Origin of the sequence: Asanoa hainanensis, assembly GCF_900188485.1 — a bacterium.
Taxonomy (GTDB): domain Bacteria; phylum Actinomycetota; class Actinomycetes; order Mycobacteriales; family Micromonosporaceae; genus Asanoa; species Asanoa hainanensis.
In genome coordinates, this window is the sequence record NZ_FZPH01000001.1 from 262,289 (window position 1) to 287,938 (window position 25,650).

The 25,650-nt window shown below is 71.9% G+C and carries 18 protein-coding genes; 7 read left to right on the plus strand and 11 right to left on the minus strand.

Features of this window, described 5'->3' with window-relative positions; all coding sequences use genetic code 11:
* Positions 1 to 185 precede the first annotated feature (185 nt).
* The 3 genes from CHC05_RS01280 to CHC05_RS01290 all read left to right on the plus strand — a co-directional run bounded on the left by CHC05_RS01280 (position 186) and on the right by CHC05_RS01290 (position 4,820).
* On the plus strand, positions 186 to 2,255 hold the full coding sequence (locus tag CHC05_RS01280; protein WP_218824378.1) for a putative bifunctional diguanylate cyclase/phosphodiesterase: 2,070 nt from the start codon (positions 186 to 188) through the stop codon (positions 2,253 to 2,255).
* A gap of 840 nt (positions 2,256 to 3,095) precedes the next feature.
* Positions 3,096 to 3,539, plus strand: coding sequence for a hypothetical protein (locus tag CHC05_RS01285; protein WP_144022439.1), 444 nt, complete (start codon positions 3,096 to 3,098; stop codon positions 3,537 to 3,539).
* A gap of 432 nt (positions 3,540 to 3,971) precedes the next feature.
* Positions 3,972 to 4,820, plus strand: a complete 849-nt coding sequence (locus CHC05_RS01290; protein WP_245870603.1) for an SGNH/GDSL hydrolase family protein — start codon at positions 3,972 to 3,974, stop codon at positions 4,818 to 4,820.
* 62 nt (positions 4,821 to 4,882) lie between these two features.
* Here the strand turns inward: CHC05_RS01290 and glgB are convergent, their stop codons facing one another.
* The 3 genes from glgB to glgC form a co-directional block, all read right to left on the minus strand.
* A complete protein-coding gene (gene glgB / locus CHC05_RS01295; protein WP_089243741.1) occupies positions 4,883 to 6,988 on the minus strand; it encodes a 1,4-alpha-glucan branching protein GlgB in 2,106 nt (701 codons plus the stop codon).
* Positions 6,989 to 7,036: 48 nt separating this feature from the next.
* Positions 7,037 to 8,986: an alpha-1,4-glucan--maltose-1-phosphate maltosyltransferase gene (locus CHC05_RS01300; protein ID WP_245870642.1), complete on the minus strand. Its 1,950-nt coding sequence runs from the start codon at positions 8,984 to 8,986 to the stop codon at positions 7,037 to 7,039.
* 664 nt (positions 8,987 to 9,650) lie between these two features.
* Positions 9,651 to 10,883 carry a glucose-1-phosphate adenylyltransferase gene (gene glgC / locus CHC05_RS01305; protein WP_089243743.1) on the minus strand — a complete coding sequence of 411 codons (1,233 nt, stop codon included), beginning with the start codon at positions 10,881 to 10,883 and terminating at the stop codon, positions 9,651 to 9,653.
* Between the two features lie 80 nt (positions 10,884 to 10,963).
* On the opposite strand from glgC, the gene glgA reads away from it, so the two are divergent.
* Complete coding sequence (gene glgA / locus CHC05_RS01310) at positions 10,964 to 12,157, plus strand: glycogen synthase (RefSeq protein WP_089243745.1); 1,194 nt, start codon at positions 10,964 to 10,966, stop codon at positions 12,155 to 12,157.
* On the opposite strand, the gene CHC05_RS01315 is transcribed toward glgA, so the two are convergent.
* The 4 genes from CHC05_RS01315 to CHC05_RS01330 form a co-directional block, all read right to left on the minus strand.
* On the minus strand, positions 12,154 to 13,173 hold the full coding sequence (locus CHC05_RS01315) for a zinc-dependent alcohol dehydrogenase family protein (RefSeq protein ID WP_218824379.1): 1,020 nt from the start codon (positions 13,171 to 13,173) through the stop codon (positions 12,154 to 12,156). The genes glgA and CHC05_RS01315 overlap by 4 nt on opposite strands.
* Positions 13,170 to 13,997 carry a class I SAM-dependent methyltransferase gene (locus CHC05_RS42255; RefSeq protein WP_089243747.1) on the minus strand — a complete coding sequence of 276 codons (828 nt, stop codon included), beginning with the start codon at positions 13,995 to 13,997 and terminating at the stop codon, positions 13,170 to 13,172. Before CHC05_RS42255 ends, CHC05_RS01315 begins: the two co-directional genes overlap by 4 nt.
* A gap of 71 nt (positions 13,998 to 14,068) precedes the next feature.
* A complete protein-coding gene (locus CHC05_RS42260) occupies positions 14,069 to 14,506 on the minus strand; it encodes a hypothetical protein (protein WP_245870604.1) in 438 nt (145 codons plus the stop codon).
* 36 nt (positions 14,507 to 14,542) lie between these two features.
* On the minus strand, positions 14,543 to 17,230 hold the full coding sequence (locus CHC05_RS01330) for an AAA family ATPase (RefSeq protein ID WP_089243751.1): 2,688 nt from the start codon (positions 17,228 to 17,230) through the stop codon (positions 14,543 to 14,545).
* Between the two features lie 146 nt (positions 17,231 to 17,376).
* On the opposite strand from CHC05_RS01330, the gene CHC05_RS01335 reads away from it, so the two are divergent.
* A complete protein-coding gene (locus CHC05_RS01335) occupies positions 17,377 to 18,723 on the plus strand; it encodes an alpha/beta hydrolase family protein (RefSeq protein ID WP_089243753.1) in 1,347 nt (448 codons plus the stop codon).
* Positions 18,724 to 18,727: 4 nt separating this feature from the next.
* Here the strand turns inward: CHC05_RS01335 and CHC05_RS01340 are convergent, their stop codons facing one another.
* The 3 genes from CHC05_RS01340 to CHC05_RS01350 form a co-directional block, all read right to left on the minus strand.
* A complete protein-coding gene (locus CHC05_RS01340) occupies positions 18,728 to 19,018 on the minus strand; it encodes a GlsB/YeaQ/YmgE family stress response membrane protein (protein WP_089243755.1) in 291 nt (96 codons plus the stop codon).
* Between the two features lie 85 nt (positions 19,019 to 19,103).
* Positions 19,104 to 20,774 carry an MDR family MFS transporter gene (locus CHC05_RS01345; RefSeq protein ID WP_218824381.1) on the minus strand — a complete coding sequence of 557 codons (1,671 nt, stop codon included), beginning with the start codon at positions 20,772 to 20,774 and terminating at the stop codon, positions 19,104 to 19,106.
* Positions 20,775 to 20,876: 102 nt separating this feature from the next.
* Entirely contained in the window at positions 20,877 to 21,077 is a 201-nt protein-coding gene (locus CHC05_RS01350) for a hypothetical protein (protein WP_089243757.1), read from the minus strand.
* A gap of 74 nt (positions 21,078 to 21,151) precedes the next feature.
* Between CHC05_RS01350 and CHC05_RS01355 the strand changes: the two genes are divergently transcribed.
* A complete protein-coding gene (locus tag CHC05_RS01355; protein ID WP_089243759.1) occupies positions 21,152 to 24,115 on the plus strand; it encodes an alpha-mannosidase in 2,964 nt (987 codons plus the stop codon).
* 198 nt (positions 24,116 to 24,313) lie between these two features.
* On the opposite strand, the gene CHC05_RS01360 is transcribed toward CHC05_RS01355, so the two are convergent.
* Positions 24,314 to 25,171, minus strand: a complete 858-nt coding sequence (locus CHC05_RS01360; RefSeq protein WP_089243761.1) for an SDR family oxidoreductase — start codon at positions 25,169 to 25,171, stop codon at positions 24,314 to 24,316.
* Between the two features lie 101 nt (positions 25,172 to 25,272).
* Here CHC05_RS01360 and CHC05_RS01365 point away from each other — a divergent pair, with 101 nt between their 5' ends.
* Positions 25,273 to 25,647, plus strand: a complete 375-nt coding sequence (locus tag CHC05_RS01365) for a winged helix-turn-helix transcriptional regulator (RefSeq protein WP_089243763.1) — start codon at positions 25,273 to 25,275, stop codon at positions 25,645 to 25,647.
* Positions 25,648 to 25,650: the final 3 nt, after the last annotated feature.

The window sequence follows — 25,650 nt, forward strand, 5'->3', positions numbered from 1 at the left end:
ACCCGCCACGGACGCCCATCCGTGGAGCAACGTAGATGGAGCAACGTAAATGGAAGCGCTCCCATACTGAGTCGCTGAGACCAGCCCCGTCAATACCTTTCGATATTCTGCTGTGATCCTGATTAACCGATAAAAGTCCATGCTCGGGGTGACTTATGACAAAATGACCAGCTACGGTTTACGGGATGTTCAGGGTCGAGGCACCCCCGGCACTCCTGACCCCACGTGTCGGCGCAGCCGCACAGGGGTTCGCGCGCCGCTGGCCCCGCGCCCTGGCCGCCTACGCCGTCGGTGTCGTGCTGCTCGGCCTGCTCGGGCTCGCCCTGTCCGCGACCGTCGGCGAACTCAGCGACGGGTTCGGCCATCCCGAGTTCTGGTTGATGGCCGGGTTGGCGCTGTTGGCCGACGCACGGGCGTTCATCGCCCTCGGCCGCCACGGCAAGCCGGTGATGATCTGCCCCTCGCTGTGCTTCACCTTCGCCATCCTGCTCTGTTGGGGGCTGGGACCCGCGATCCTCGTGCAAGCAGCGGCCGCGGGCGTGGTCGCCTGGCGGATGCGCTATCCGGCCGGTCGGGCTGCGGTCATGGCCGGGCAGTTCGCGGTCGCGACGGCCGCCGCGTTCGGGGTCCTCGTCGTGGGACGCCCGGACCCGTTCAACTCGATCGGCACCGTCGACGCGGTGCGCGACGCCGTCTCCGTCATCGCCGCCGCCGCGGTCTGGCTGATCGCCTACCAACTGCTGCGGACCGCCGCGGGGCTCGCCTCCCGGGGCCGCACCGGCGTGCAGATGCTCCGCCCGGCACCGGCGTACGAGCTGTTGTCCATCGCCGCGTTGTTGCTGCTGAGCCCGCTGCTGGCCGTCGCCGCGCACGTGAGCGCCGCCTTCGTGCCGCTCGTGTTCGTGCCGCTCTACGCCTTCGAACGGATGGCCCGGCTGTCCGCAGAGCGCGACCTGACCGCCCGCCGCGACCCGCTGACCGACCTGGCGAACCGCACCGGGCTGCGGGCCGCGTTCGGCCGGCTCCGGCGGGACGGCCGCGACCCGGCGCAGGAGCCGCCGCTCGCGATGCTGCTGCTGGACCTCAACCGCTTCAAGTACGTCAACGACGCGCTCGGCCACGAGGTCGGCGACCGCCTGCTGATCGCGGTCGGCAGCCGGCTGCGGGCCGCCCTGCCGCCGGGCGCCGTCGCGGCCCGGCTCGGCGGTGACGAGTTCGCCGTCGTCGCACCGGTGAGCACCGAGACCGAGGCCCGCCGCCTCGCCGAGGCGGTCACCGAGGCCATGGCGACGCCGGTCGTGCTCGACGGCCTCCAGGTCGACATCACCGGCTCGATCGGCATCGCGCTCTCGCCCCGCGACGGCACCGACTTCGCGACCGTGATGCGGCACGCCGACGTCGCCATGTACCTGGCCAAGCAGCGCGGGTGGCCCATCCAGGCCTACCGGGCCGAGGACGACCACAACTCCCCCGAGCGCCTCGCCCTGCTCACCGATTTCCGGCGGGCACTCGACAGCGGCGAGGACGCGGTCGCCCTGCACTACCAGCCGCAGATCGACCTGGCCACCGGCAACGTCGTGGGCTTCGAGGCGCTGCTGCGCTGGAAGCATCCGAGCCAGGGCGCGATCCCGCCCGCCGACCTGCTCCGGATCGCCGAGCACACCCCGGTCATGCGCATGATCACGCAGCGGGTGATCGACGAGGTCGTCGCGCAGCAGGCCCGCTGGCTGGCCGCCGGCGTCTCGTTGCGTACGTCCCTCAACGTCAGCATCCGCGACCTGCACGGCGACGAGATCATCACCCAGCTCACGCAGCGGCTCGCGGAGCACAAGGTGCCGCCGGAGCTGATCCAGGTGGAGATCACCGAGAGCGCGCTGACCGCGGACCTGGCCCAACTGCGGGACACCATCGACAAGCTCGCCGCCGCAGGGGTCGCCATCTCCCTGGACGACTTCGGTACGGGCTACTCGTCCCTGCAACACCTCCGGCGCCTGCCGCTACGCGAGATCAAGATCGACCGGTCGTTCGTCGGGGGCATCGCACACAACGCCGACGACGCGGTCATCGTGCGGTCGACCGTCGACCTGGCCCGCGCGCTCGGCCTGCGGGTCGTCGCCGAAGGCGTCGAGAACCGCTACACGGCCCGCCTCCTCACCGAGGCCGGCTGCGACCTGGCCCAGGGCTATCTCTACGCGCCAGCCATGCCGGGCGACTCCGTCGTCGCGTGGCTGGACCGCCACCCAACCCACGCCTAACCAACCCACGGACACCGCACACGACGCCGTGTTCCTCCGCGGCGGGGGCGTAGGTCCGGGCCGCGTTAAGTGCGGAGAAACTGCCCGCGCCCTCCACGCCCCGCACGTGCCGGCCCGGGCGGCCACCTGGCGTGGCCGGGTTGGGCGGCACCCGACGTCGCCCGGTCCGGCGACACCCGACGTCGCCCGGTCCGGCGACACCCGACGTCGCCCAGTCCGGCGACACTCGACGTCGCCCGGTCCGGCGACACCCGACGTCGCCCAGTCCGGCTGCACTCGACCTCGCCCGGTCCGGCGACACCCGACGTCGCCCAGTCCGGCAGCACCCGACGTCGCCCGGTCCGGCGACACCCGACGTCGCCCAGTCCGGCGACACCCGACGTGGCCGGGTCGGGCGGTCCGGGCGGCCCGGACGGCCCGGACGGCCCGGACGGCCCGGACGGCCCGGACGGCCCGGACGGCCCGGACGGCCCGGGTTTGCTGTCTAAGGCAGGGCCAGCGCGGACCCGGCAGCGAAGCGGTCCCTCGCGGGAGGAACGGCCCGGACCACCGCGAACCCGAGTAAGGCCAGACGCGGTGGAAGACCCGAGGTGCGGAAGCCCAACGAACGGGACGGCGCGGATCGCCGTAACACCGACCGAGGCACGACCCGAACCAACGCCCCACGAGCCGACGGTGCGGATCGTCCTGACGGCGACCTTGGCGAAACTGATCGAACTCCGCTCTTCGGTGGCGACCAGCGTGGCCGCAGGCTGAGCGGCAACCCTCGACCACCCTCATCGCGACGTCTAACAAACGCCCGAGCACCCCCTGTTGACCTTCGCCGCGTATGGTCGGTCAATGACGCCCGCCGACGCCATGGGTCTTGCGGTTGCTGCCGTCGCTGCTGGGCTTCGTAAGGATCGCGAGGCGCTCGCTGTTCTGCTGAACATGACTCCCGACGACGCGGTCGACGTTGCCGGTGGGATGGTCGATCTGGTCGGGACGCTCGCGCGCATCGTCGGCGACCGCGAACAGCTCACCCCGACCGAGGCGATCACCGCCGCCGCCGACGGCCGGTCCGACCTGGTCAAGAGCATGGCGGAGTTCGCGATCGGCGTCATCAACTCCGACCCCGTGCGGTCCGCCACGGTCGACGCCAGCGACGTCATCGTCGGGCTGGGCGCGCTGGCCGGCCGGCTCGCGGAGCGGGTGGCGAAATACGAGGGCGAGTCCCCACTCGAGCTCCTCGGCCGGATCGGCACCGGCGTGGCCGAGCTGGAGGCCTTCGACCCACCGGACTAGGGCTGCCGATCAACCGGGTCCTCTCTCCAAGCGGCGGCGCCCGCCGGCCGCGGCCTCGCCGCCGGGATTCGGCCACGACCGACCGGATCCGGGGACGCCACCGCCTTGATCCAAGAGTCGCCGCCCAACGCCGTGCGGATCTCGGCCACCAGCACATCCGAAGCCGCCGTCACGGCCCCGATCCGGCGCGTGCGCCACGGCTGTTGACGGGTCCGGCCGCCAACGACCTGCCCGCAGAACCCACCCCGAACAACGCTGACCTGCGGGGATTCTTCGGCGTGGCACGGACGTCGCGACCCAATGGCCAGGAAGGCTGGACATCGCGACTGGGGCGAAACCTCCTACGCAGCCATTGATATCGATCTCACTCCGAGTTAACGTGCGTTCACTTGCCGTTACTCGGCGGTAACTCGTGCACCTTTGGGAGGTCGCGTGAGTACTTCCACATCCCCCCGTCGCCGGCTCGTCACCGTCCTCGCCGCCGCCGCGCTCGGCGTTGGCACCCTCGTAGCGGGCGGCCCCGCCCAGGCCGACCCCGGACCCCCACCGAGCTCCATGGCCAGCATGGGTGACTCGATCACCCGGGGCTTCAACGCCTGTGGCTTCTACTTCGACTGCACCTCACGGTCGTTCAGCACCGGGAGCGAGTCGGGGATCAACAGCCACTACCTGCGGATCCGCGCGAGGAACAGCGCGATCAACGGGAAGAACTACAACCAGGCCGCGTCCGGCGCCAAGGCCGACGACATGCCCGGCCAGGCCACCGCGACCGTCGGCCGCAACCCCCAGTACGTCACGATCCTCATCGGCGCCAACGACGCCTGCACCAGCTCCGAGAGCTCGATGACGGCCGTCAGCACGTTCAGGGGGCACATCGACACCGCCCTCGCCACCCTCAAGAGCGGCCTGCCCAACGCCCGCATCGCCGTGATCAGCATCCCCGACATCAAGCGCCTCTGGGAGGTCGGCCGGACGAGCGGCACCGCCCGCACGGCGTGGTCGCTGTTCGGCATCTGCAAGTCGATGCTGGCCAACCCCACGTCAACGGCAGCAGCCGACACCCAACGACGCGATCGGGTACGCCAGCGCGTCGTCGACTTCAACACGCAGCTCGCCCAGGCCTGCGCCGCCTACGGCCCGAACTGCGACTTCGACGACAACGCCGTCTTCAACTACCCGTTCGCCTTCAGCCAGGTCTCCGGCTGGGACTACTTCCACCCCAACGCCGCCGGCCAGACGGCCCTCGCCCAGGTGAGCTACGCCGCGGGCTTCAACTGGTAGACGAACAGCCGCCCCTTGTCACCGCGGGGAAGCGGTGACAAGGGGCTTCACCAAAAACGAGATCAGGCCGGCCGCAGCCACAGCGCACCCAGCGGCGGCACCCGCAGCCGCGCCGACGCCGGCATCCCGTGCCAGTGCACGTCCTCCGTCGTCACCGCACCCAGGTTCCCCACCCCGGAACCCCCGTAGTCGGCCGCGTCCGTGTTGAGCACCTCGGTCCACGACCCGGCCCGCGGCAACCCGACGCGATAGTCCTCGTGCGGCACGGCCGCGAAGTTCACGACACACACCAGCGGCGACCCGTCCGGCGCCAGCCGGATGAACGCGAGCGTGTTGTTGGCCGCGTCGTCGGACACGATCCACCGGAACCCGGCCGGCGTCGTGTCCTGCGACCACAATTCCGGCGATGACCGATAAATGCGATTGATGTCCCGGACCAACCGCTGCAACCCCGACCGCTGCGGATCACCAGCCAGCCCCCAGTTCAGCCCCCGCTCCTCGTTCCACTCCTCGTCGTCCCCGAGCTCACACCCCATGAAGAGCAACTGCTTCCCCGGATGCGCCCACATGAACGCGAGCAGAGCACGCACATTCGCCAGCCGCTGCCACAGATCACCAGGCATCTTGGACAGCAAGGACCGCTTCCCGTGTACGACCTCGTCGTGCGAGATGGGCAGCACGTAGTTCTCGGACCACGCGTACACCATCGAGAACGTCACCTGGTTGTGGTGGTACTGGCGGTGGATCGGCTCCTTCGACGCGTACAGCAGCGTGTCGTGCATCCACCCCATGTTCCACTTGAACCCGAAGCCGAGCCCACCGCCCGACGTCGGCCAGGTGACGCCGGGATAGGCCGTCGACTCCTCCGCGATCATCACCACGCCCGGGTGGTGCTTGTAGACGGTCGCGTTCGTCTCCTGCAGGAAGCCGATCGCGTCGAGGTTCTCGCGCCCGCCGTACTGGTTGGGCTCCCACTGCCCGTCCTCGCGCGAGTAGTCGAGGTAGAGCATCGACGCCACCGCGTCGACCCGCAGCCCGTCGACGTGGAACTCGGCACACCAGTAGAGCGCGTTGGCGACAAGGAAGTTGCGCACCTCGCGCCGCCCGTAGTCGAAGATGTACGTACCCCAGTCGGGGTGCTCCCCCCGCCGCCAGTCGCCGTGCTCGTACAAAGGCGTGCCATCAAAACGAGCGAGCGCCCACTCGTCGCGCGGGAAGTGCGCCGGCACCCAGTCGAGCAGCACCCCGATCCCCGACTGGTGCAGCCGGTCGACGAGATAACGGAAGTCGTCGGGCGAGCCGAACCGCGCGGTAGGCGCGAAGTACCCGGTGACCTGATATCCCCACGACCCACCGAACGGGTGCTCCATGACGGGCAGAAACTCGACGTGGGTGAAGCCCATCTCGACCACGTACTCGGTGAGCTGGTCGGCGAGCTCCCGGTAGCCGAGCCCGGGCCGCCACGAGCCGAGGTGCACCTCGTAGACGCTCATCGCCTCCTGGTGCGGCTTGGCCGACGCCCGGCGGGTCATCCACTCGGCGTCCTTCCAGTCGTACGACGACTCGTCGACGACCGACGCGGTGCGCGGCGGGACCTCGGTGCGGCGGGCCATCGGGTCGGCCTTCTCGCGCCAGACGCCGTCGCGGCCGAGGATGCGGTACTTGTAGTGGTGGCCGACCGCGGCGTCCGGCACGAAGATCTCCCAGACGCCGCTGCTGCCCATCGAGCGCATCGGGTAGCCGTCGTGCGGGCCCCAACCGGCGAACTCGCCGATCACGCGTACGCCCTGCGCGCTCGGTGCCCAGACCGTGAACGCGACGCCGCCGTCGCGGGCGTGCGCGCCGAGCGCCTCCCAGAGCTTCTCGTGCCGGCCCTCGTTGATCAGGTGCAGGTCGAGCTCGCCGATCGTCGGCCCGTAGCGGTAGGGATCGTCGAAGACCCGCCCGTCGGCGTCGACCCGGTAGTCGAGGACCTCGCCGGGCACGACCGCTTCGAAGATCCCTTCCGGGTGTACGCGCGTCGCGGGGTGGCGTTCGTCGCCGACGACGATCGCGACCGTGTCGGCACCCCGGCGCAGCGTCCGGATGGTGGTGCTCCCGGCGTGCGGGTGCGCGCCCAGGTAGGCGTGCGGGTCGTGCTCCGCGCCCGAGATCAGCTGGTCGGTCATCTGGTCAGTCCCTACCTCACCCCACGCCTCCCGGCGCGGTTCTCGCCCTCACCGACGCGGTCGCACCGAGAGGATGTGCGCCGGCTCGAGGAACGGGTCGAGCCGGACCGCGTTGCGCTGGCCCCAGTCGTACGTGCCCCCGGTGAGCTGGTCGGTCACCACGAACCGTTCGTGCCAGTCCAGCCCGAGGGCCGGCATGTCCAGTGTGGTGTTTCCCCACTGGTCCCCGCTCGAATCGAACGAGCAGATGACCAGAACGGTGTTGTCCGTACGCGGGTCGCGTTTCGACCAGCACAGCAGCGCCGGGTTGTCGATCTCGTGGAAACGCAGGTTGCGCAGCCAGTGCAGGGCCGGGTTGTCGCGCCGGATCGCGTTGAGCCGGCCCAGGAAACCGGCCAGCGAGCGGCCCGCGGCCTCGGCGCCGGCCCAGTCCCGGGGGCGCAGCTCGAACTTCTCGTTGTCGAGATATTCCTCGGCCCCGGGGCGGGCGACGTGCTCGAACAGCTCGTAGCCCGCGTAGACACCCCACGAGGGCATCAGCATGCTGGCCAGCACCGCGCGGATCTTGAACATCGGCGGGCCGCCGTGCTGGAGGGTCTCGTGCAGGATGTCGGGCGTGTTCGGCCAGAAGTTCGGCCGCATGTGGTCGGCCGAGGCGACGAGCTGCTCGCAGTACTCCCGCATCTCCCAGGCGCTCGTCCGCCACGTGAAATAGGTGTAGGACTGGCTGAACCCGATCTTGCCCAGGCCGTTCATCATCGCCGGCCGGGTGAACGCCTCGGCGAGGAACAACACGTCGGGATCGACGTCCTTGACCTCCGCGATCAACCAATGCCAGAAGTTGACCGGCTTGGTGTGCGGATTGTCCACGCGGAAGATCTTGACGCCTTGCGCGACCCAGTGCAGAACGACCCGCCGAATCTCCTGGCGGATCCCTTCCGGGTCGTTGTCGAAGTTCAGGGGGTAGATGTCCTGGTACTTCTTCGGCGGGTTCTCCGCGTACGCGATGGTGCCGTCGGCCCTGGTCGTGAACCACTCGGGGTGCTCCTTGACCCACGGGTGGTCGGGAGCGCACTGCAGCGCGAGGTCCATCGCGACCTCGAGCCCATGCTCGGCCGCCGCGGCGACGAACGCCCGGAAGTCCTCGAGCGTGCCGAGCCGCGGGTGGATCGCGTCGTGCCCACCCTCCTCGGCCCCGATCGCCCACGGCGAGCCGACGTCGCTCTCCTCGGCGACCAGCGCGTTGTTCTTCCCCTTGCGGTTGACCCGGCCGATCGGGTGGATCGGCGGCAGGTAGAGCACGTCGAAGCCCATCTTCGCGACGCCCGGCAGCCGGTTCTGCGCGGTCGCGAAGGTCCCCTGCTGGCTGTGGCCGTCACCGACGACGGCGCCTTCGGAGCGCGGGAAGAACTCGTACCAGGCCGAGAACAGGGCTTTCTTACGATCGACCCAGACGGGGTACGCGTCGGAGCGCGTCACGAGCTCGCGCACCGGGTAGCGCCAGAGCAGGTCGGCGAGGCCGAGCGCGGGCGAGACCCGAATCCCGAGCGCGAGGTCCTCGGCGCGCAAGGCCTCGGCCGCCTTGGTCACCCTGGACCGTTGATCATCGGGTACGCCGGTCGCGGCCCGATCGAGCAGCGCCGCGCCCTCGACGAGGTCGTTGGCCAGGTCGGTCACGTCCTGACCGGCAGCGATCTTCTTCTCGACGGCGTCGCGCCAGCTCAGATAGGGGTCACTGAACGCCTCGACAACGAAGCTGCCCGCACCGACGGCCTGGGGCTCGAAGGCGGCATGCCACCGGTCGGTGCCGGGGTCGCCGGGGGTCATCCGAGTGAACGGCCCTTCGGTGCCGTCGGGATCGCGCCAAACGACGTTGGCGCCCACGGCGTCATGGCCCTCGCGGAAGACGGTGGCGGAGACGGGGATGATCTCGCCGACGACGGCCTTGGCCGGGTACTTGCCACCACTCACCACAGGACCGACCGCGTCGATAGGGATCCGCCCAGCGGCGGGGTCCGGCTCGACCGGAACCTGCCGCCTTGCCTTGGGCGCCCGCGCCGCGTCGGCGGCGGCGGGCTGGTCGGGCTTAGGCGCGGCGGTCACCTGCGGCGCGTGAACCGGCGCCGGCGCGGGCGCAGCGCTGCCCACGGGCCGCGCGGACTCCGGGGACGGGGTCGACGAGGGTTTCGCCGCCTCAGCGGCAACCTGCGGCACCGGCTCGGAAGCCTCCGCAGCCGCGAGTGGCGTCGGCGTCGATCCACCCGCCGCAGGGGGCGGTGTGGGCTTTGGGGCCTCCGCCGCCGAAGGAGCGGGCTTCTCTGCCCCGGCGGCGGAACCATCCGCCGTCAAGGGTGTGGGCTTCGGTGTCTCCGCTGCCGGCGGGACCGCCGGCTTCGCCGGGGGCGGTCCTGGCTTCGGGGCCGCCGGCTTGCCGTTGACCGGGCCGGGCTTCGGGGCGCCTGGCTTCGACGGTGGTGGGCCTGGCTTGGGTGGCGCCGGGCGGGCGCTCTCGGGCGGCGGCCCAGCGGCCCCGGAAGGGGCGGTCTTCGGCGGCACGGGATCGACCTCAGCCATGATCTCCACCGTAGTCGGGTCACCGGCCCTCGTCGCGTCGAGGACGAGGATTGTTCGTCTGCGGCCGTTCGGAGGGTCGGTGTCCGGTTCAGGCTTCGACCCGTTGACCCTTTCCGATCACCACGATGCCGTTGTCGGACACCGTGAAGCGGCGGCGGTCGCGCTCCAGGTCGACGCCGATCTCCGCCCCCTCGGGGATCACGACGTTCTTGTCGAGGATCGCGTTGCGGACCACCGCGTGGCGGCCGATGTCGACACCCTCCATCAGCACGGACCCGGCCACGTGCGCCCACGAGTGGACCTTGACGTTCGGCGAGACCACCGAGTTCTCGACCAGCGACCCCGAGATCACCGCGCCCGGGGAGACCATCGACCCCACCGCCCGGCCGACCCGTTCCTGCCAGCCGTGCACGAACTTGGCCGGCGGCCACGGGTTGTAGTCGGTGTAGATCGGCCACTCGAAGTTGTAGAGGTTGAACACCGGATGGATCGAGATGAGATCCATGTGGGCCTCGTAGAACGAGTCCAACGTCCCGACGTCGCGCCAGTAGCCCCGGTCGCGCTCGGTCGAGCCCGGCACCACGTTGTCGGCGAAGTCGTACACGCTGGCGGCCTGGCGCTCGACCAGCATCGGGATGATGTTGCCGCCCATGTCGTGCTTGCTCGACGGGTTCTGCGCGTCGCGGGTGACCGCGTCGATCAGGGCCTCGGCGGTAAAAACATAGTTGCCCATGGAGGCGAAGATCTCGTCGGGTGAGTCCGGCAGCCCGCGGGCGTCGGTGGGCTTCTCGCGGAACGCCTGGATGCGCTTGCCGTCGCCGGCGACCTCGATCACGCCGAACTGGTCGGCCATCGCGATCGGCTGGCGGATGCCGGCCACGGTCACGTCAGCACCGGAGTCGATGTGCTGCTTGACCATCTGCGCCGGGTCCATGCGGTAGATGTGGTCGGCACCGAACACGATCACGTAGTCGGGCTTCTCGTCGTGCACCAGGTTCAGGCTCTGGTAGATCGCGTCGGCCGACCCGGCGAACCAGCGGGGCCCGAGCCGCTGTTGCGCCGGCACCGGCGTCACGTAGTTGCCCAGCAGGTTCGACATCCGCCAGGTCTTGGTGATGTGGCGGTCCAGCGAATGCGACTTGTACTGGGTCAGCACGACCATCTTGAGATAGCCGGCGTTCGCCAGGTTCGACAGGACGAAGTCGATCATCCGGTAGATGCCGCCGAACGGGACGCCTGGCTTGGCGCGGTCGGCGGTCAGCGGCATCAGGCGCTTGCCCTCACCACCGGCGAGAACCATCGCGAGGACTTTGGGTGCCATGAGCAGACGCTAGCCACCGAGCGCGCCGCGCACCAGCGGAGGGGGCCGCTGTTCGTGAAGAGCCGTCTAAGGTTTCCGCTGTGGACAGGATTCGAGTCGATCTCCTCACGCGCGAGTACCCGCCGGAGGTGTACGGCGGCGCCGGCGTACACCTCGAGTATCTGGCCCGTGACCTGCGGCGGCTCGCCGACGTCCGGGTCCACTGCTTCGGCGCGCCACGATCCGAGCCGGGCGTCACCGCGTACCCGGAGCCAACTGGTCTGAAAACCGCCAACCCAGCGCTGCGCACGCTGGGCATCGACCTCGAGATGGCCGCCGGCACCGAAGGCACCGACGTCGTGCACAGCCACACGTGGTACGCGAACCTGGCCGGCCACACCGCCAAGCTCCTGCACGGCGTGCCGCACGTGGTGACCACCCACAGCCTGGAGCCGCTGCGCCCGTGGAAGGCCGAGCAGCTCGGCGGCGGCTACCGGCTCTCGTCGTGGGCGGAGCGCACCGCGATCGAGGCCGCCGACGCGGTCATCGCGGTCTCCGCGGGCATGCGCCGCGACGTGCTGACCGCCTATCCGGGCGTCAACCCCGACCGCGTACGCGTGGTGCACAACGGCATCGACACCGTCCAGTACCAGCCGGACCCCGGCACCGACGTCTGGGACCGGACCGGCGCCGACCCGGCCCGCCCGACCGCGATCTTCGTCGGCCGGATCACCCGCCAGAAGGGCCTGCCCTACCTGCTGCGGGCGGCCCGCGAGCTGCCCGCCGAGGCCCAGCTCGTGCTGCTGGCCGGCGCACCCGACACGCCCGAGATCGCCGCCGAGGTCCGCGAGCTGGTCGACGAGCTGCGCCGGCGCCACGACCGGATCTTCTGGGTCCCCGAGATGCTGCCCAAGCCCGACGTCATCCAGCTCCTCACCCGCAGCACGGTGTTCGTCTGCCCCTCGATCTACGAGCCGATGGGCATCGTCAACCTGGAGGCGATGGCCTGCGAGACCGCCGTCGTGGCGACCGCGACCGGCGGCATCCCGGAGGTCGTCGACGACGGCGTGACCGGGCTGCTGGTGCCGATCGAGCAGGCGACCGACGGCACCGGCACGCCGCTGGACCCGGACCGGTTCGTCGCCGACCTGGCCGCCGCCATCAACACGCTGCTCGCCGACTCGGCCCGGTCGACGCGGATGGGCGCCGCCGGCCGCGAGCGCGCCGTCACCCACTTCTCGTGGGCGTCGATCGCCGACCGCACGATGGCGGTCTACCAGGACGTGCTGGGCTAGGGCACGAGCACCGCGACGCCGTCGACGCGGTCGCCGGCCAGGTCGGCGAGCGCCTGGTTCGCGGCGGTCAGGGGATATTCCTGGAGGTGTACGACCGGCGGGTGGGCCTCGGCGGCGGCCAGGAACGCCCGGCCGTCGGCGCGGGTGTTGGCGGTGACGCTGCGCAGCGTGCGCTCCTCGAAGAGGTGCTTCGCGTAGTTCAGCGCCGGGATGTCGGTCAGGTGGATCCCGGCGACTGCCAGGGTCCCGCCGCGGTCGAGGGCCGCGAGGGCGACCGGCACCAGCGTGCCGACCGGAGCGAACAGGATCGCCGCGTCGAGCTTGCCCGGCGGTAGGTCGCGGTCGCCGCCGGCGGAGGCCGCGCCGAGCTCGAGCGCCAGCCGCTGCGCGGCCATGGACCGGGTCATCACGTGTACGGTCGCACCCTGCGCGATGGCGATCTGCGCGGTCAGGTGAGCCGAGCCGCCGAACCCGTAGATGCCGAGGGTCCCGCCCGGCGGCAGGTCGGCGCGGAGCAGCGCCCGGTAGCCGATGATCCCCGCGCAGAGCAGCGGGGCCAGCTCGCGCGCGTCCCGGTCGGCGGGCAGCGGATAGACGTACGCCTCCGGCGCGGCCGCGTACTCCGCGTAGCCGCCGTCGGCGTCCCACCCGGTGTAGCGGGACTCGGGACACAGGTTCTCGCTGTCCCGCCGGCAGTACACGCAGGTGCCGTCGGTGTGCCGCAGCCAGGCCACGCCGACCCGGTCGCCGGACGCGTACGCCGTCGCCTGGGAACCGCGGGCGACCACCCGGCCGACGATCTCGTGGCCGGGCACCACCGGGCTGCGGTGCGGCGGCAGGTCACCCTCGGCGACGTGCAGGTCGGTCCGGCAGACCGCGCACGCCTCGACCTTGACCAGCACCTCGTCGGCGCCGGGCGCGGGCACGGGCAGCTCGGCGCGGCGCAGCGGGTGGTCGGCCAGCGGACCCGGCGCGACCACCTGCCACGCCGTCATCGTCTCCGGGAGATCGGTCACTCACCCATCTTGACCGCTCGCAGGGTGTACGAGAGCGGAACGCGCTCGCGGCCCTCGGTCAACCGCCACTCCCCGTCGTCGCCGCACACCATCCGGCCGGGCAGCGCTTCCCAGGGCACGCTGTCGTGCTCGACCAGCATGGTCAGCCGCAGCCCGTGGTCGAGCAGCGCGGTGACGATCTCGCCGAGCCCGTGGTTCCACTCGTGCGTGAGGTTCTGGGTGAACACGGCGTCGGTGCTGACATAGGTGCCGCCCTCGGTCCAGACCAGCGGCTCGGCGGTCTCGAAGTAGGGGTAACGCACGACCAACCCTTCAGCGGCGTCGTCGAGCGACCACAGCATCGGGTGGCCTTCGCGGATGAACAGCCGGCCGCCGGGCTTGAGCAGCCGGGCCACCACCGCCGCCCAGCGGTCGACGGACGGCAGCCAGCACAGCGCGCCGATGCCGGTGAAGACCAGGTCGTACGCGCCGGCCTCGAGCACGTCCCCGGCCGCGTACACGTCGGACTCGACGAACTCGGTCCGATCGCCGAGCCGCTCGGCGAGCCGGCGCGCCTCGGCGACGGCGGCCGGCGAGAAGTCGAGGCCGGTCATCCGCGCGCCGAGGCGCGACAGCGAGATCGTGTCGGTGCCGATGTGGCACTGCAGGTGCACGCCGCGCAGCCCGGTCACGTCGCCGAGCCGGGGCAGGTCGAACCGGACCACCGGATGCAGGTGCGCCGGGTCGGCGGCGAACAGGTCGAGCCCGTAGTCCGGCGACGCGGCGTGCGCGGGCGCACGCTCGTCCCAGTTGGCGCGGTTGACGGTGCGATAGTCAGCGGTCACGACCGCGAAAGCTATCAGCGGAGCCCTACCAGACGTAACCGAAATACAGCTCGGTGCCGGCGGCGCCGCCGCTAGTCGGGTGGCGGCGACGCGGTCAGGTCCTTCGATGCGGCGACACGCACGCGGCGCAGTTCGTACCCGATGATGGCGACCGCGTAGAAGACCACGTCCGCGGCCAGCTTGCCCACGACGACTCCCGTGGCGGTGGTGCCCAGCGCGCGGCTGGCCAGGTACATCGCGCCCGGACGCACGAGCAGGGTGTCGAGCAGCTCGGCCGGGCCGAACTCCAGCACCATGTCGCGGACAACGGCGGCGGGGCGGCCACCGGCGCGCACGTCCCGGGCGAAGATCATCGCGTAGAAGCCGATGGTCTCGCCCACGGTGCCGGCGACGGCGGCCGCGCCCGGCTCGTCGAGCGGGGCGGTGGCCAGGAGCGCGCCGGTGATCCCGGCGGCCTCGGCGGGGGCGTACCGGGACAGCCACGCGCGCACGCCCATCGCGCTGGTCAACGACGCGGCCGGTGCCGGGTGGTGTGCGGTAACCCGTCAGTGGCGCAGCTCGCGGCGGGAGCTGATGCCCAGCTTGGCGAAGATCTTGCGGAGGTGCCATTCGACGGTACGGGGGCTCAGGAACAGCCGTTCGCCGATCTCCGGGTTGGACAGCCCGTCGCGGGTCAGCTGGGCGATCTGGGCCTCCTGCGGGGTGAGCTGGCCGTTGGGCACGACGGCCCGGCGCGGCGCGGCCTCACCGGCGGCCCGCAGCTCGCGGGCGGCCCGTTCGGCGAAGCCGTCCATCCCCCGCTCGGCGAACGCGTCGTGCGCGCGGCGCAACTCGACGCGGGCGTCGGCCCGGCGGCCCGCACCACGCAGCCACTCCCCGTAGATCAGCCACGCCCGCGCCAGCTCCCCGGCCAGCGGTGTGCGCGACAGCTGGTCGATCGCCTCGCGGTACGACTCCTCCGCGGCCGGCCCGGCCAGCGTCAGCGCCCGGCTGCGCGCCTCGATGCCCCGCGCCCACGCGGTGCCGGCCGCCGAGGTGGCCACGGTGAGCCGGCTCAGCGCCGCCGCCGCGCGATCGGGTTGGCCGGCCCGGGTCGCCGCCTCGACCAGCTCCTCGAGAATGCCCCAGGGCGGGAAGCCGAGCACCGCCGGCTCCTGGTCGCCCGCCTCGGCCGCGGAGATGGCTTCGAGGTGCTCGCCGCGCCCGTTGTGCAGGATGGCCTGCGTCCACGCCGGCGAGACGAGCCCGGCGCCCTCGCGCCGGCGCACCGCCTCGGCGACGGTGGCCTCCGCGAGTGCGGTCGCCGCCGCCGTGTCGCCGCGCCAGGCCGTCAGCAGCAGCTCGCCGAGCGGCAGGAAGGGGCGTGCGGTGGTCGCCTCGGTCGCGGCCCGCAGCTCGTCACCGAGTGCCGCCGCGCCGGACAGGTCGCCGGCCAGCACCAGCGACGAGCTCCGCACGTTGAGCGCCTGCGGGAGCGTCGCCAGCGCGCCGCTGTCGCGGGCCAGCCCCACGAACCGGTCGCCGAGCGCGGCCCAGGACTCGTAGTCCCACACGTGCGTCGCCGCGGTGCAGGCCAGCCACAGCCAGCGCAGGGAGTCCGGGCCTGCGAGCGGGGACTGCCGGAACGCCCTAACGGCCTGGCGCAGCATCGGCAGGCCGGCCGCGTAGCCGGCGTTGAAGCGCAGCGCGAGGCCGTCCAGCAGGAGATCCTCGGCGTCGCCCGGCGCCGCCGCGGGCGGGGCGGCGCGGGCGGCCCGGGCCGCCTCACCCAGTTGCTCGGGGGCCAGCGTCCCGGCGAACATCGCCGCCGAGACCGCGTCCAGGTAGGTGGTCCGGGCCAGCTTCCGCTGGAACGGCTCCAGCTCCGCCGCCGCCGCGCGCAGCAGCGGGGACGCCGTCGCGTCGCGATTGACGGTGAACGCCACCCGCGCCCGGATCAGGTGTGCGGCGGCCCGGTGCGCGTCGTCCAGCCGGCCGGCCTCCGCCTCGGCGACGAGGGCCAGCGCGGCGTCCGCGGCGCCCGCTTCGAGGCTGCGCTTGGCCGCGGAGAGGTTCCGCTCGGCCCGGCGGGCCGGATCTCCGGTCAGCTCGGCCGAGCGGCGCAGGAAGCTCGCCGCGGCCACCAGTCCCCCACGGGCCTGGGCCTGGCCGGCGCTCTGCTCCAACCGGTCGGCGATCTCGTCGTCCGGGCGGTCCACGGCCTGGGCGGCGTGCCAGACCTGTCGCGCCGGGTCCGCCTCCGCGTCGGTGGCCATGGCCAGCGCGGCGTGGGCCCGCCGCCGGTCGTCGTCCGGTGCGGTGCGGTAGATCGCCGAGCGGACCAGCGGGTGCCAGAAGCGCACCTGGGAGCCGATCTCGATCAGGCCGGCGGCGGCCGCGGGCGCGACCGCGTTGGCGGGGATGCCCAGGGCCTCCGCGGCCCGCCAGAGCAGCACGGGGTCGCCGGTCGGATCGGCGGCCGCGACCAGCACGAGCAACCGCGTCGAGACGCCCAGCGTGGCGAGCTGGCGACGGTAGTGCTGCTCGATCCGGGCCGGCAGCGGCGTCTCACCGAGGTCGCCGGGCGCGGGTCGCAGCTCCAGCAGGGCGAGCGGGTTGCCGCGGGCCTCGGCGACCATGCGGTCGCGCACCGGTTCGTCCACCGGCCCGGGCAGCACGGTCCGCAGCAGTTCGCGCGCGTCGTCGTCGGGCAGGCCGGTGACGTCCAGCTCCGGCAGGCCCGCCAGCTCGGCCGGACCCGGCGGCCGGGTGCCGAACACGATCGCGACGGACTCGCGCCGCAGCCGGCGGGCGGCGAACGCGATCGCCTGGAGCGAGGCGCGGTCCACCCAGGGCGCGTCGTCGACGATCCAGATGACCGGCCGCTCGGTCGCCACCTCGGAGAGCAGGTTGAGCACGGCGAGGCCGACCCGGAACCGGTCGGGCGTCGGGCCCGAGCGCATCCCGAGCGCGATCGTCAGGGCGTCGCGCTGGGGCTCCGGCAACGCGTCGAACCGGTCGGCCGACGGCGTGCAGGACTGGTGCAGGTAGGCGAAGGCGAGCTCCATCTCCGACTGGACGGCGGCCGCGTAGATCACCTTGCAGTCCGTCGCGCCCATGGCCAGGTAGTCGAGCAGCGCGGACTTGCCGATGCCCGGGTCGCCGCGCACCACGAGCGCCCGACTCTCCCCCGCTCGGACCGTGTCCAGCAGCCCGTCCAGGACGGCCCGTTCGGGGCGCCTCCCTAGCAACATGGCGGCTCCCCCTGAAGCCACGGTAGGCCGCCGGGCGCCGGCCCGTGGGCGGACGGGGTTTTCGCACTGGCAGTGCAGTATTGACACCCGTGATCCGGAGTGCCTACCGTCGATTTCCCCTATCCACCTCCCGGAGGAGCGCGTCGATGCGCCGTACCCTCCTGTTCCGCGTCCTGGCCTGCACGGTGGCGGCCGCCACCGCCGTGACCGCCATCCCGACGGCGGCGGCGGCCGGTGGCACCCCCGGCAACCAACCTCTGCCCGGCTACACGATCGTCAACCCGCCGCTGACCCCGGCCACCGTGGACGGTCGCCCGACGACGGTGCGCCAGGGCACGCACCGGCACGCCGCGTACGTCATCGAGGTCCCCGCGAAATGGAACGGCGACCTGGTGATGTGGGCGCACGGCTATCGCGGTCAGGGCACCGTGCTGACCGTCGACCCACCCGCGTACGGCCTGCGCCAGAAGCTGCTCGACCGGGGCTACGCGTGGGCGGCGTCGTCGTACTCCGGCAACGGGTTCGACATCCGCGCCGGCGTGGTCAGCACCAAGGAGCTGACCGAGCACTTCGGCACAGTGGTCCGCCGGCCGCACCGCACGTACATCGCGGGCGTCTCGATGGGCGGCTACGTCATCGGCCGCTCGCTGGAGGAGTACCCAAGGCTCTACGACGGCGGCCTGCCGATGTGCGGCGTCATGGGTGACCAGCGGCTGATCGACTACTTCCTCGACTACCAGCTCACGTCCGAGGCGCTCAGCGGCATCACCACGTACCCGGCGGGCGCCGACTACCTGACCGCCGTCGTGCCGGCCGTGCAGCAGAAGCTCGGCATCGCGACGATCACGCCGGTCGCACCCGAGCCGGCCAACCCGCTGGGCCAGCAGTTCCGCGACATCACCGTCAACCAGAGCGGCGGCCCGCGGCCGGGCGCGGCGGCGGCGTTCGCGTACTGGAAGAACTTCCTGTTCTCGCTCAGCGCACCCGCGGCCTCGTCGGAGACACCGGCGCAGGACCCGGGGCTGATCTCGACCAACCTCTTCACCCGTTACAAGCCCAACACGCCGGTCGACGTCAACCGGTCGGTGCGGCGGGTCGCGCCCGAGGAGCCGTACCAGCGGCTGTCCCGCCGGCTCACCCAGGTCCCGAAGATCGAGGGCCGGCCGCGCGTGCCGGTGCTGTCCTTGCACGGCCTCGGCGACCTGTTCGTGCCGTTCGGCAACGAGCTCCAGTACAAGGCCGACGTCGACCGCAACGGCCGCGGCCGGCTGGTGGTGCAGCGGGCGATCCGCAGCACCGAGCACTGCGAGTTCAGCCCCACCGAGGTCGGGACCGCCTGGGACGACCTGGTCACCTGGGTACGCCACGACCGCAAGCCGGCCGGCGACCGCCTGGACCCGAAGTCCGTGGCGGCCCCCGACTACGGCTGCCGGTTCAGCGACCGCGCGGCCTACACGACAGGAACCCGACGGCTTTACGCCGCCTGCGCCTAGCCGCCTAGCGGGACGGGTAGCGGGGCAGGCTCCGCTGCCCGTGCCGCCGGCGGCTCACCAGGGACACGCCGCCGGCCGCCAGGGCGACCTGCAGGGCCAGCTCGATCCAGTCGATGCCGTCGGTGTCGGCCACGCCGAAGACCGACGCGATGCCGGTGCCGACGAGGGCCGCGACGATCCCGATCAGCAGCATCAGCCAGATCGGGATGTACTGCTTGCCGGGCAGCACGAGGCGGCCCAGCGCGCCGATGACGAGTCCGATGACGATCGCGCTGATGACCCCGTCGATCTGCACAGCGTGCTCCTTCGTGGTTCCGCCGCGGCCGGTGCCGCTCCCGCACGTCCCATTGTCCGCACGGTCGCAAGCACCGGCCCCGACGTCAGCGAGCGCCCGGCCGGGCGCCGTTCGACGCCGCCGGCTCGCCGGCCGTCGGCGCCGGCTCCTCGGCGTCCGCGACGGCGTCGATCGCGCCCGCGGCCGTGGAGATCGAGCGCTCCGTGTCCGCCAGGTCGAGGCTCGTGCGCAGGGTGACCGGGCGCAGCAAGAGCGCCGCGACCACGCCGACCACGGCGATGGCGGCCGAGATCAGGAAGATGTGCCCGGTGGCGTCCCCGTACGCGGCCCGCACGATGTGTTGCACCGTGTCCGGCAGCGCGTTGAGGTTGAGCGCGCTGGTGCCCGACGACGAACCGCCGGCCGGGACGCCGGCGGCGCTCAGGTCGTGGGTGATCTGGTCGGTCACCCGGTGGGCCAGCACCGCGCCCAGGACGGAGACGCCGATCGTGCCGCCGAGCGAGCGGAAGAACGCGACCGACGAGCTCGCCGCGCCGATGTCCCGCAGGTGCACGGTGTTCTGCACGGCGAGCACCAGGTTCTGCATGGTCATGCCGACGCCGATGCCGACGAGCAGCATGCCCGCGCCGACGAAGACCAGCGACGTGGAATGGTCGATGGTGCCGAGCATCGCGAAGCCGGCGACCAGGACGACCGCACCGGTCACGATGTACGGCTTCAGCTTGCCGGACTTCGAGATCATCCGGCCGGCGATGATCGAGGACAGCAGCACGCCGGCCATCATCGGGATGGTCAGCAGGCCCGCCTCGGTCGGCGAGTAGCCGCGGCCGATCTGGAAGTACTGGCCGAGGAAGACGGCGCCGCCGAACATCGCCATGCCGACCGCGAGGCTGCCGAGGATCGACAGGGCGGTGGTCCGCTGCTTGACGATGTGCAGCGGCACGACCGGCTCCGCGGCCCTCGACTCGACCAGCACGGCCAGCGCCAGCAGCACCACCGACACGCCGACGAGCGCGAAGGTCTGCCAGGACAGCCAGGCGAACGTGCCGTCGACGAACGAGATCCAGATCAGCAGCACGCTGACTCCGGCGGCGATCAGCGTCGCGCCCAGGTAGTCGATCTTCACGTTGTCACGGCGGATCGTCGGCAGGCGCAGGGTGGCCTGCAGCAGCACCAGCGCGATGATGGCGATCGGCACGCCGACGAAGAAGCACCAACGCCAGCCGAGCCACGAGGTGTCGACGATGAGGCCGCCGAGCAGCGGTCCGCCGACGGTGGCCAGGGCCATCACGCCGCCGAGGTAGCCGTTGTAGCGCCCGCGCTCGCGCGGCGGGATCATGGCCGCGATCGCGACCTGGACCAGCGCCTGGAGGCCGCCGACGCCGATGCCCTGGAACGCCCGGGCCGCGATGAGCTGGCCGGCGTTCTGGCTGATCCCGGCGATCGCGGAGCCGACCACGAAGATCACGATCGAGATCTGGATGAGCTGTTTCTTGTTGAACAGGTCGGCGAGCTTGCCCCAGATCGGGGTCGTCGCCGTCGCGGTCAGCAGGGTGGCCGTGACCACCCACGTGTACTGGGTCTGCGATCCGTTGAGCTCGCCGATGATGCGCGGCAGGGCGGTCGAGACGACCGTGCTGCTGACCAGGGCGACGAACAGCACGAGGAGCAGCCCGCTGAGGGCCTCCAGGGTCTGCCGATGGCTCATGGCGCCCGGCTCGGTGACGGGCCCGGCGGTTGTCGTGGTGGTGCTCATGGCAGGGGGATCCCTCCGAGACTGGTCGATCTCCCCCAGCATGCTCCCGATCTTGCGCGTTGGGCAAGTTTTCCCACTGAGAAACGAGTCACGTCGATCGGCTCAGGCGGCTTTGAGATGCTCCGGGTCGATGCCCCGGTCGACCAGCCAGCCACCGAGCTCGTAGAGGTCGCGGGGGTGGCGCAGGGGCGCGTTGCCGACCCGGCGGCCGGTGCGGCGGTAGACGCTGACGTGGCCGGCGTCGCGCACCTCGATCCGCCACTCCAGCCCGAGCCGGTCGCGCGGCGTGTTCCACACCTGCACCCCACCGACGCTAGGCCGACTTTCCCGACAAAAAAGGCAAATCAGCCGGCGTACGAGATCGATAAGCTACCGGCGTGCATGACGACCGGACCGTTGTCGAGGATCGGCTGACCCGCCTGCTGACCGAACGGCTCCGGCCCGCGGTGCACCGCGTGGTCGGCGGCCTGGACGTGGCCGCCTGGCACGTGCCGGGCGAGCCCGTGCCGCCCGCGGTCGCCCTGGCCGACGGCGACTTCCAGCCGTTCCCGGTCGGCGGAGCCTGGGGCCCGCCGTGGGGCACGACCTGGTTCCGGCTGACCGGCGCCGTGCCGGAGCTGCCGCACGTCGAGCTGGTCGTCGACCTGGGCTGGAACGCGGCCTCCCCCGGCTTCCAGGCCGAGGGCCTGGTCTACCGGCCGGACGGCTCGGTCCACAAGGGACTGCACCCGCGCAACGACTGGGTGCCGGTCTCCGGGCCCACCGTCGACCTCTACGTCGAGGCGGCCGCCAACCCGACCATCCTGGACGGCTTCCGCCCCACCCGGCTCGGCGACCTGGCCACCGCCGGCGACGCGCCGCTGTACCGGCTCGCCCGCGCCGACGTCACCGTCCGCGACCCGGAGCTGGCCGCGCTCGTCCACGACTTCGAGGTGCTGGCCGAGCTCCGGACGCAGCTGCCGCCCGGGGAGCCGCGCGGGCACGAGATCCTGCGAGCGCTGTCCCGCGCGATGGACGCCCTCGACCCGGCCGACCTGTCCGCGACCGCCGGCGCCGCTCGCTTCGCGCTGGCTGAGGTGCTCGGCCGGCCCGCGCACCCCAGCGCGCACCGGATCAGCGCCGTCGGGCACGCGCACATCGACTCGGCCTGGCTCTGGCCGCTGCGGGAGACCGTGCGCAAGGTCGCGCGTACTGCGTCCAACGTCGTGGACCTGCTCGACACCCACCCCGACCTCGTGTACGCGATGTCCTCCGCACAGCAGTTCGCCTGGCTGGAGGAGCACCGCCCAGAGGTGTTCGCGCGGGTCGCCGAGCACGTCCGCGCGGGACGCTTCGTGCCGGTGGGTGGGATGTGGGTCGAGTCGGACACCAATATGCCGGGCTCGGAGGCGATGGCCCGCCAGTTCGTACACGGGAAGCGGTATTTCCTCGAGAAGTTCGGCATCGAGACCCGGGAGGCGTGGCTGCCCGACTCGTTCGGCTACTCGGCCGCGCTGCCGCAGATCGTGGCGCTGACCGGGACGCGCTGGTTCCTGACGCAGAAGATCTCCTGGAACCAGACCAACCGCTTCCCGCACCACACGTTCTGGTGGGAGGGCATCGACGGCACCCGGGTGTTCACGCACTTCCCGCCGGCCGACACGTACAACGGCGAGCTGACCGGCGCGGAGCTCGCCCACGCGGTCCGCAACTTCCGCGACAAGGGCGACGCCACGCGGTCGCTGCTGCCCTTCGGCTACGGCGACGGTGGCGGCGGTCCGACCCGCGAGATGCTCGCCCGCGCTTCTCGGGTGGCCGACCTGGAAGGCTCGCCGCGTGTGGCCATCGAGCCGCCGGCCGCCTTCTTCGCTTCGGCCGAGGAGGAGTACGGGTCGCGCGCCCCGGTCTGGGTGGGCGAGCTCTACCTGGAGCTGCACCGCGGCACGTACACCTCGCAGGCCGCGACCAAGCAGGGCAACCGGCGGGCCGAGCACCTGCTGCGCGAGGCGGAGCTGTGGTGCACGACGGCGTCGGTGCGGCTCGGCGTGCCCTATCCGCACGCGGAGCTGGACCGGCTCTGGAAGACCGTGCTGCTGCACCAGTTCCACGACATCCTGCCGGGGTCGTCGATCGCGTGGGTGCACCGCGAGGCCCGTGCTACGTACGCTTCGGTGACCTCGTCGCTGTCGTCGTTGATCTCTTCCGCGCTCGCCGCTCTGGCCGGTGCCGAGGGCGGGCACGAGGTGTCGTTCAACGCCTCGCCCTTCGCCCGGGACGGTGTGCCGGCGATGGGTGCCGCTCCCCCGCCGCCGGTCTCGGGCGTCGTGCGGGTGTCCGACCGGTATCAGCTCGACAACGGCCTGCTGCGGGTGGAGATCGACGCGCGCGGGCTGGTCGTGTCGGTGCTCGACCTGGTGGCCGGGCGCGAGGTGCTGGCCGGGCCGGCGAACCTGCTCCAGCTCCACCGGGACGAGCCCAACCGGTGGGACGCCTGGGACGTCGATCCGTTCTACCGCTCGCTGGTGTCCGATGTGGACGGCGTCACGGAACTGTCGGTGGCCGGCGATACAGTGCGGGTCTCGCGGGCGTTCGGTTCCTCGACGGTGCTCCAGGAGATCACCCTCGCCGCCGGTGCGCGGCGGGTCGACTTCAGGGTGGAGGTGGACTGGCACGAGCAGGAGAAGTTCCTCAAGGTCGCGTTCCCGGTCGACGTGCACACCGACAAGGCCGAGTTCGAGACGCAGTACGGGCACCTGACGCGGGCGACGCACGAGAACACGTCGTGGGACGCGGCGCGCTTCGAGGTGTGCGCGCACCGGTGGGTGCGGGTCGCCGAGCCGGGCTACGGGGTGGCGCTGGCCAACGACTCGACCTACGGGCACGACCTGCGGCGGGTTCCGCGTCCCGGCGGCGGCACGGCCAGCGTGGTGCGGCTGTCGCTGCTGCGGGCGCCGCGGTTCCCGGACCCGGCGACGGACCAGGGCCGGCACGTGTTCTCCTACGCGCTGGTGCCGGGCGCGTCCGTGGCCGACGCCGTGCGGGCTGGCTACGAGCTCAACCTGCCGCTGCGTACGGTCCGCGGCGCGGCCGTCGAACCGCTGGTGCACGTCGTCTCGTCGCCGCCCTCGTCGGTGGTGGTCGAGGCGGTGAAGCTGGCCGACGACGGCTCGGGCGACGTGGTGGTGCGGGTCTACGAGGCGCTGGGCGGGCGGGCCACGGCGACGCTGACGCCGTCGTTCGCCGTGGCCGGCGTGACCGAGACCGACCTGCTGGAGCGCGACCTGGAAAGGGACGCCCTGGGCGAGGGGCTCTCGCTTCGGCTGCGCCCGTTCCAGATCGCGACGATCCGGCTGCGCCGCTAGGCCGTGTTGCCGGTCTGGGGTCGAGGCCGGGCGGAGTCCAGCGGTGTCCGGGTGCTCGAGGGCGTCTCCGCGTGTCCGCGTGTCCGGGTGTCCGCGGAGGTATTGCGGCGGCTTTGCCCGGATGCCGGGTGGTCTCCGGTCGAGGGTGTCGTGCGGCCAGGCGGCGCCGGGACCCGCCGCAGCCCGGCCGCAGAACACCTAGCTCTTCGCCAGCTCCTCGGCGATGGTGTCGGCGATCGGGGTGGTCGGGCGACCGATCAACCGGGCCAGGTCGCCCGGCGTACCCGCGAGGGCGCCCTTGTTGATGGCACCGTCGACCTCGACCAGGATGTCGACGAGTCCGTCGGGCAGGCCTGCCCCGCGCAGGATCCCCGTGAGCTCCGTCGGGGTCAGGGTGGCGTGCGCCACCGGCTTGCCGCTCTGCCGGCTGACCTCGGCCGCGAACTCGCCGAACGTCCAGGCGGTGTCGCCGCTGAGCTCGTACGCGGCGTTGAGGTGACCGTCGCTGGTGAGCACGGCCGCGGCCGCCGCCGCGAAGTCCTTGCGCGGCGCCGTGGCGATGCGGCCCTCGGAGTCGACGGCGTTGGCCACCGCGCCGCGGGCGATGATGCCGGCGACATCGCCGGTGTACATCTCCGCGTACCAGTTGTTGCGCAGGAACGTGTAGGGCACGCCGCTCTCGACGATCAGCTGCTCTGTCCCGCGGTGGTCGGCGGCGAGGGCGAACCAGGCGTCCGGCCCACCGAAGACGCCGGTGTAGGCGAGCTGCGCCACGCCGGCCGCCTTCGCGGCGTCGACCACCGCCCGGTGCTGCGGGATGCGCCGCCCCGGCTCGCTGCCCGAGATCAGCAGCACGCGGTCACCCGCCGCGAAGGCGCCCGCGAAGGTGTCGGGCTGGTCGTAGTCGGCGACGTGCAGCCGCACACCCAGGTCGGCGCCCTTCTCCGCGCTGCGCACGACGGCGGTGATCTCCTCGGCCGGCACGCCGCGGGCCAGCAGGTCCGCGATGACGAGGCGACCGAGGTGCCCGTTGGCGCCGGTGATGACGATGCTCATGGTGGTGTTCGTCCCTTGTTGTCTGGTCGGTTGGGCCTCCGGTAACGCTACGTGCGGTACATGCCCTGCCGTAAGTACCCACCTTGAAGTAAGGTACTGACATGGCCGTAAGTGAAGTCCAGACGCCGAACGTCTACCTTGCCGACTGCCCGTCCCGGGCGGTGCTGGAGCACGTCACCAGCCGCTGGGGCGTGCTGGTGCTGGCCGAGCTGCGGTCGGGCTCGCACCGGTTCAGCGAGCTGCGCCGGGCCGTGGGCGGGGTGAGCGAGAAGATGCTCGCCCAGACCCTGCAGACCCTGGAGCGCGACGGCTTCGTCCACCGAGACGCCAAGCCGGTGATCCCGCCGCGGGTCGACTACTCCCTGACCCCACTGGGCCGCGAGGTGGCCGACCAGGTCTGGACCCTCACCCGCTGGGTCGAGGCCAAGATGGACGACGTCTTCGGGGCACGAGAGTCCTACGACAGCCGCCGCTAGCGC

Bases quoted from the DNA above. Each gene is read 5' to 3' on its own strand.
- CHC05_RS01280 (WP_218824378.1), top strand. From the start codon at position 186: ATGTTCAGGGTCGAGGCACCCCCGGCACTCCTGACCCCACGTGTCGGC.
- CHC05_RS01285 (WP_144022439.1), top strand. From the start codon at position 3,096: ATGACGCCCGCCGACGCCATGGGTCTTGCGGTTGCTGCCGTCGCTGCT.
- glgB (WP_089243741.1), bottom strand. From the start codon at position 6,988: ATGACCGACCAGCTGATCTCGGGCGCGGAGCACGACCCGCACGCCTAC.
- glgC (WP_089243743.1), bottom strand. From the start codon at position 10,883: ATGGCACCCAAAGTCCTCGCGATGGTTCTCGCCGGTGGTGAGGGCAAG.
- CHC05_RS01330 (WP_089243751.1), bottom strand. From the start codon at position 17,230: ATGTTGCTAGGGAGGCGCCCCGAACGGGCCGTCCTGGACGGGCTGCTG.
- CHC05_RS01335 (WP_089243753.1), top strand. From the start codon at position 17,377: ATGCGCCGTACCCTCCTGTTCCGCGTCCTGGCCTGCACGGTGGCGGCC.
- CHC05_RS01345 (WP_218824381.1), bottom strand. From the start codon at position 20,774: ATGAGCACCACCACGACAACCGCCGGGCCCGTCACCGAGCCGGGCGCC.
- CHC05_RS01360 (WP_089243761.1), bottom strand. From the start codon at position 25,171: ATGAGCATCGTCATCACCGGCGCCAACGGGCACCTCGGTCGCCTCGTC.
- CHC05_RS01365 (WP_089243763.1), top strand. From the start codon at position 25,273: ATGGCCGTAAGTGAAGTCCAGACGCCGAACGTCTACCTTGCCGACTGC.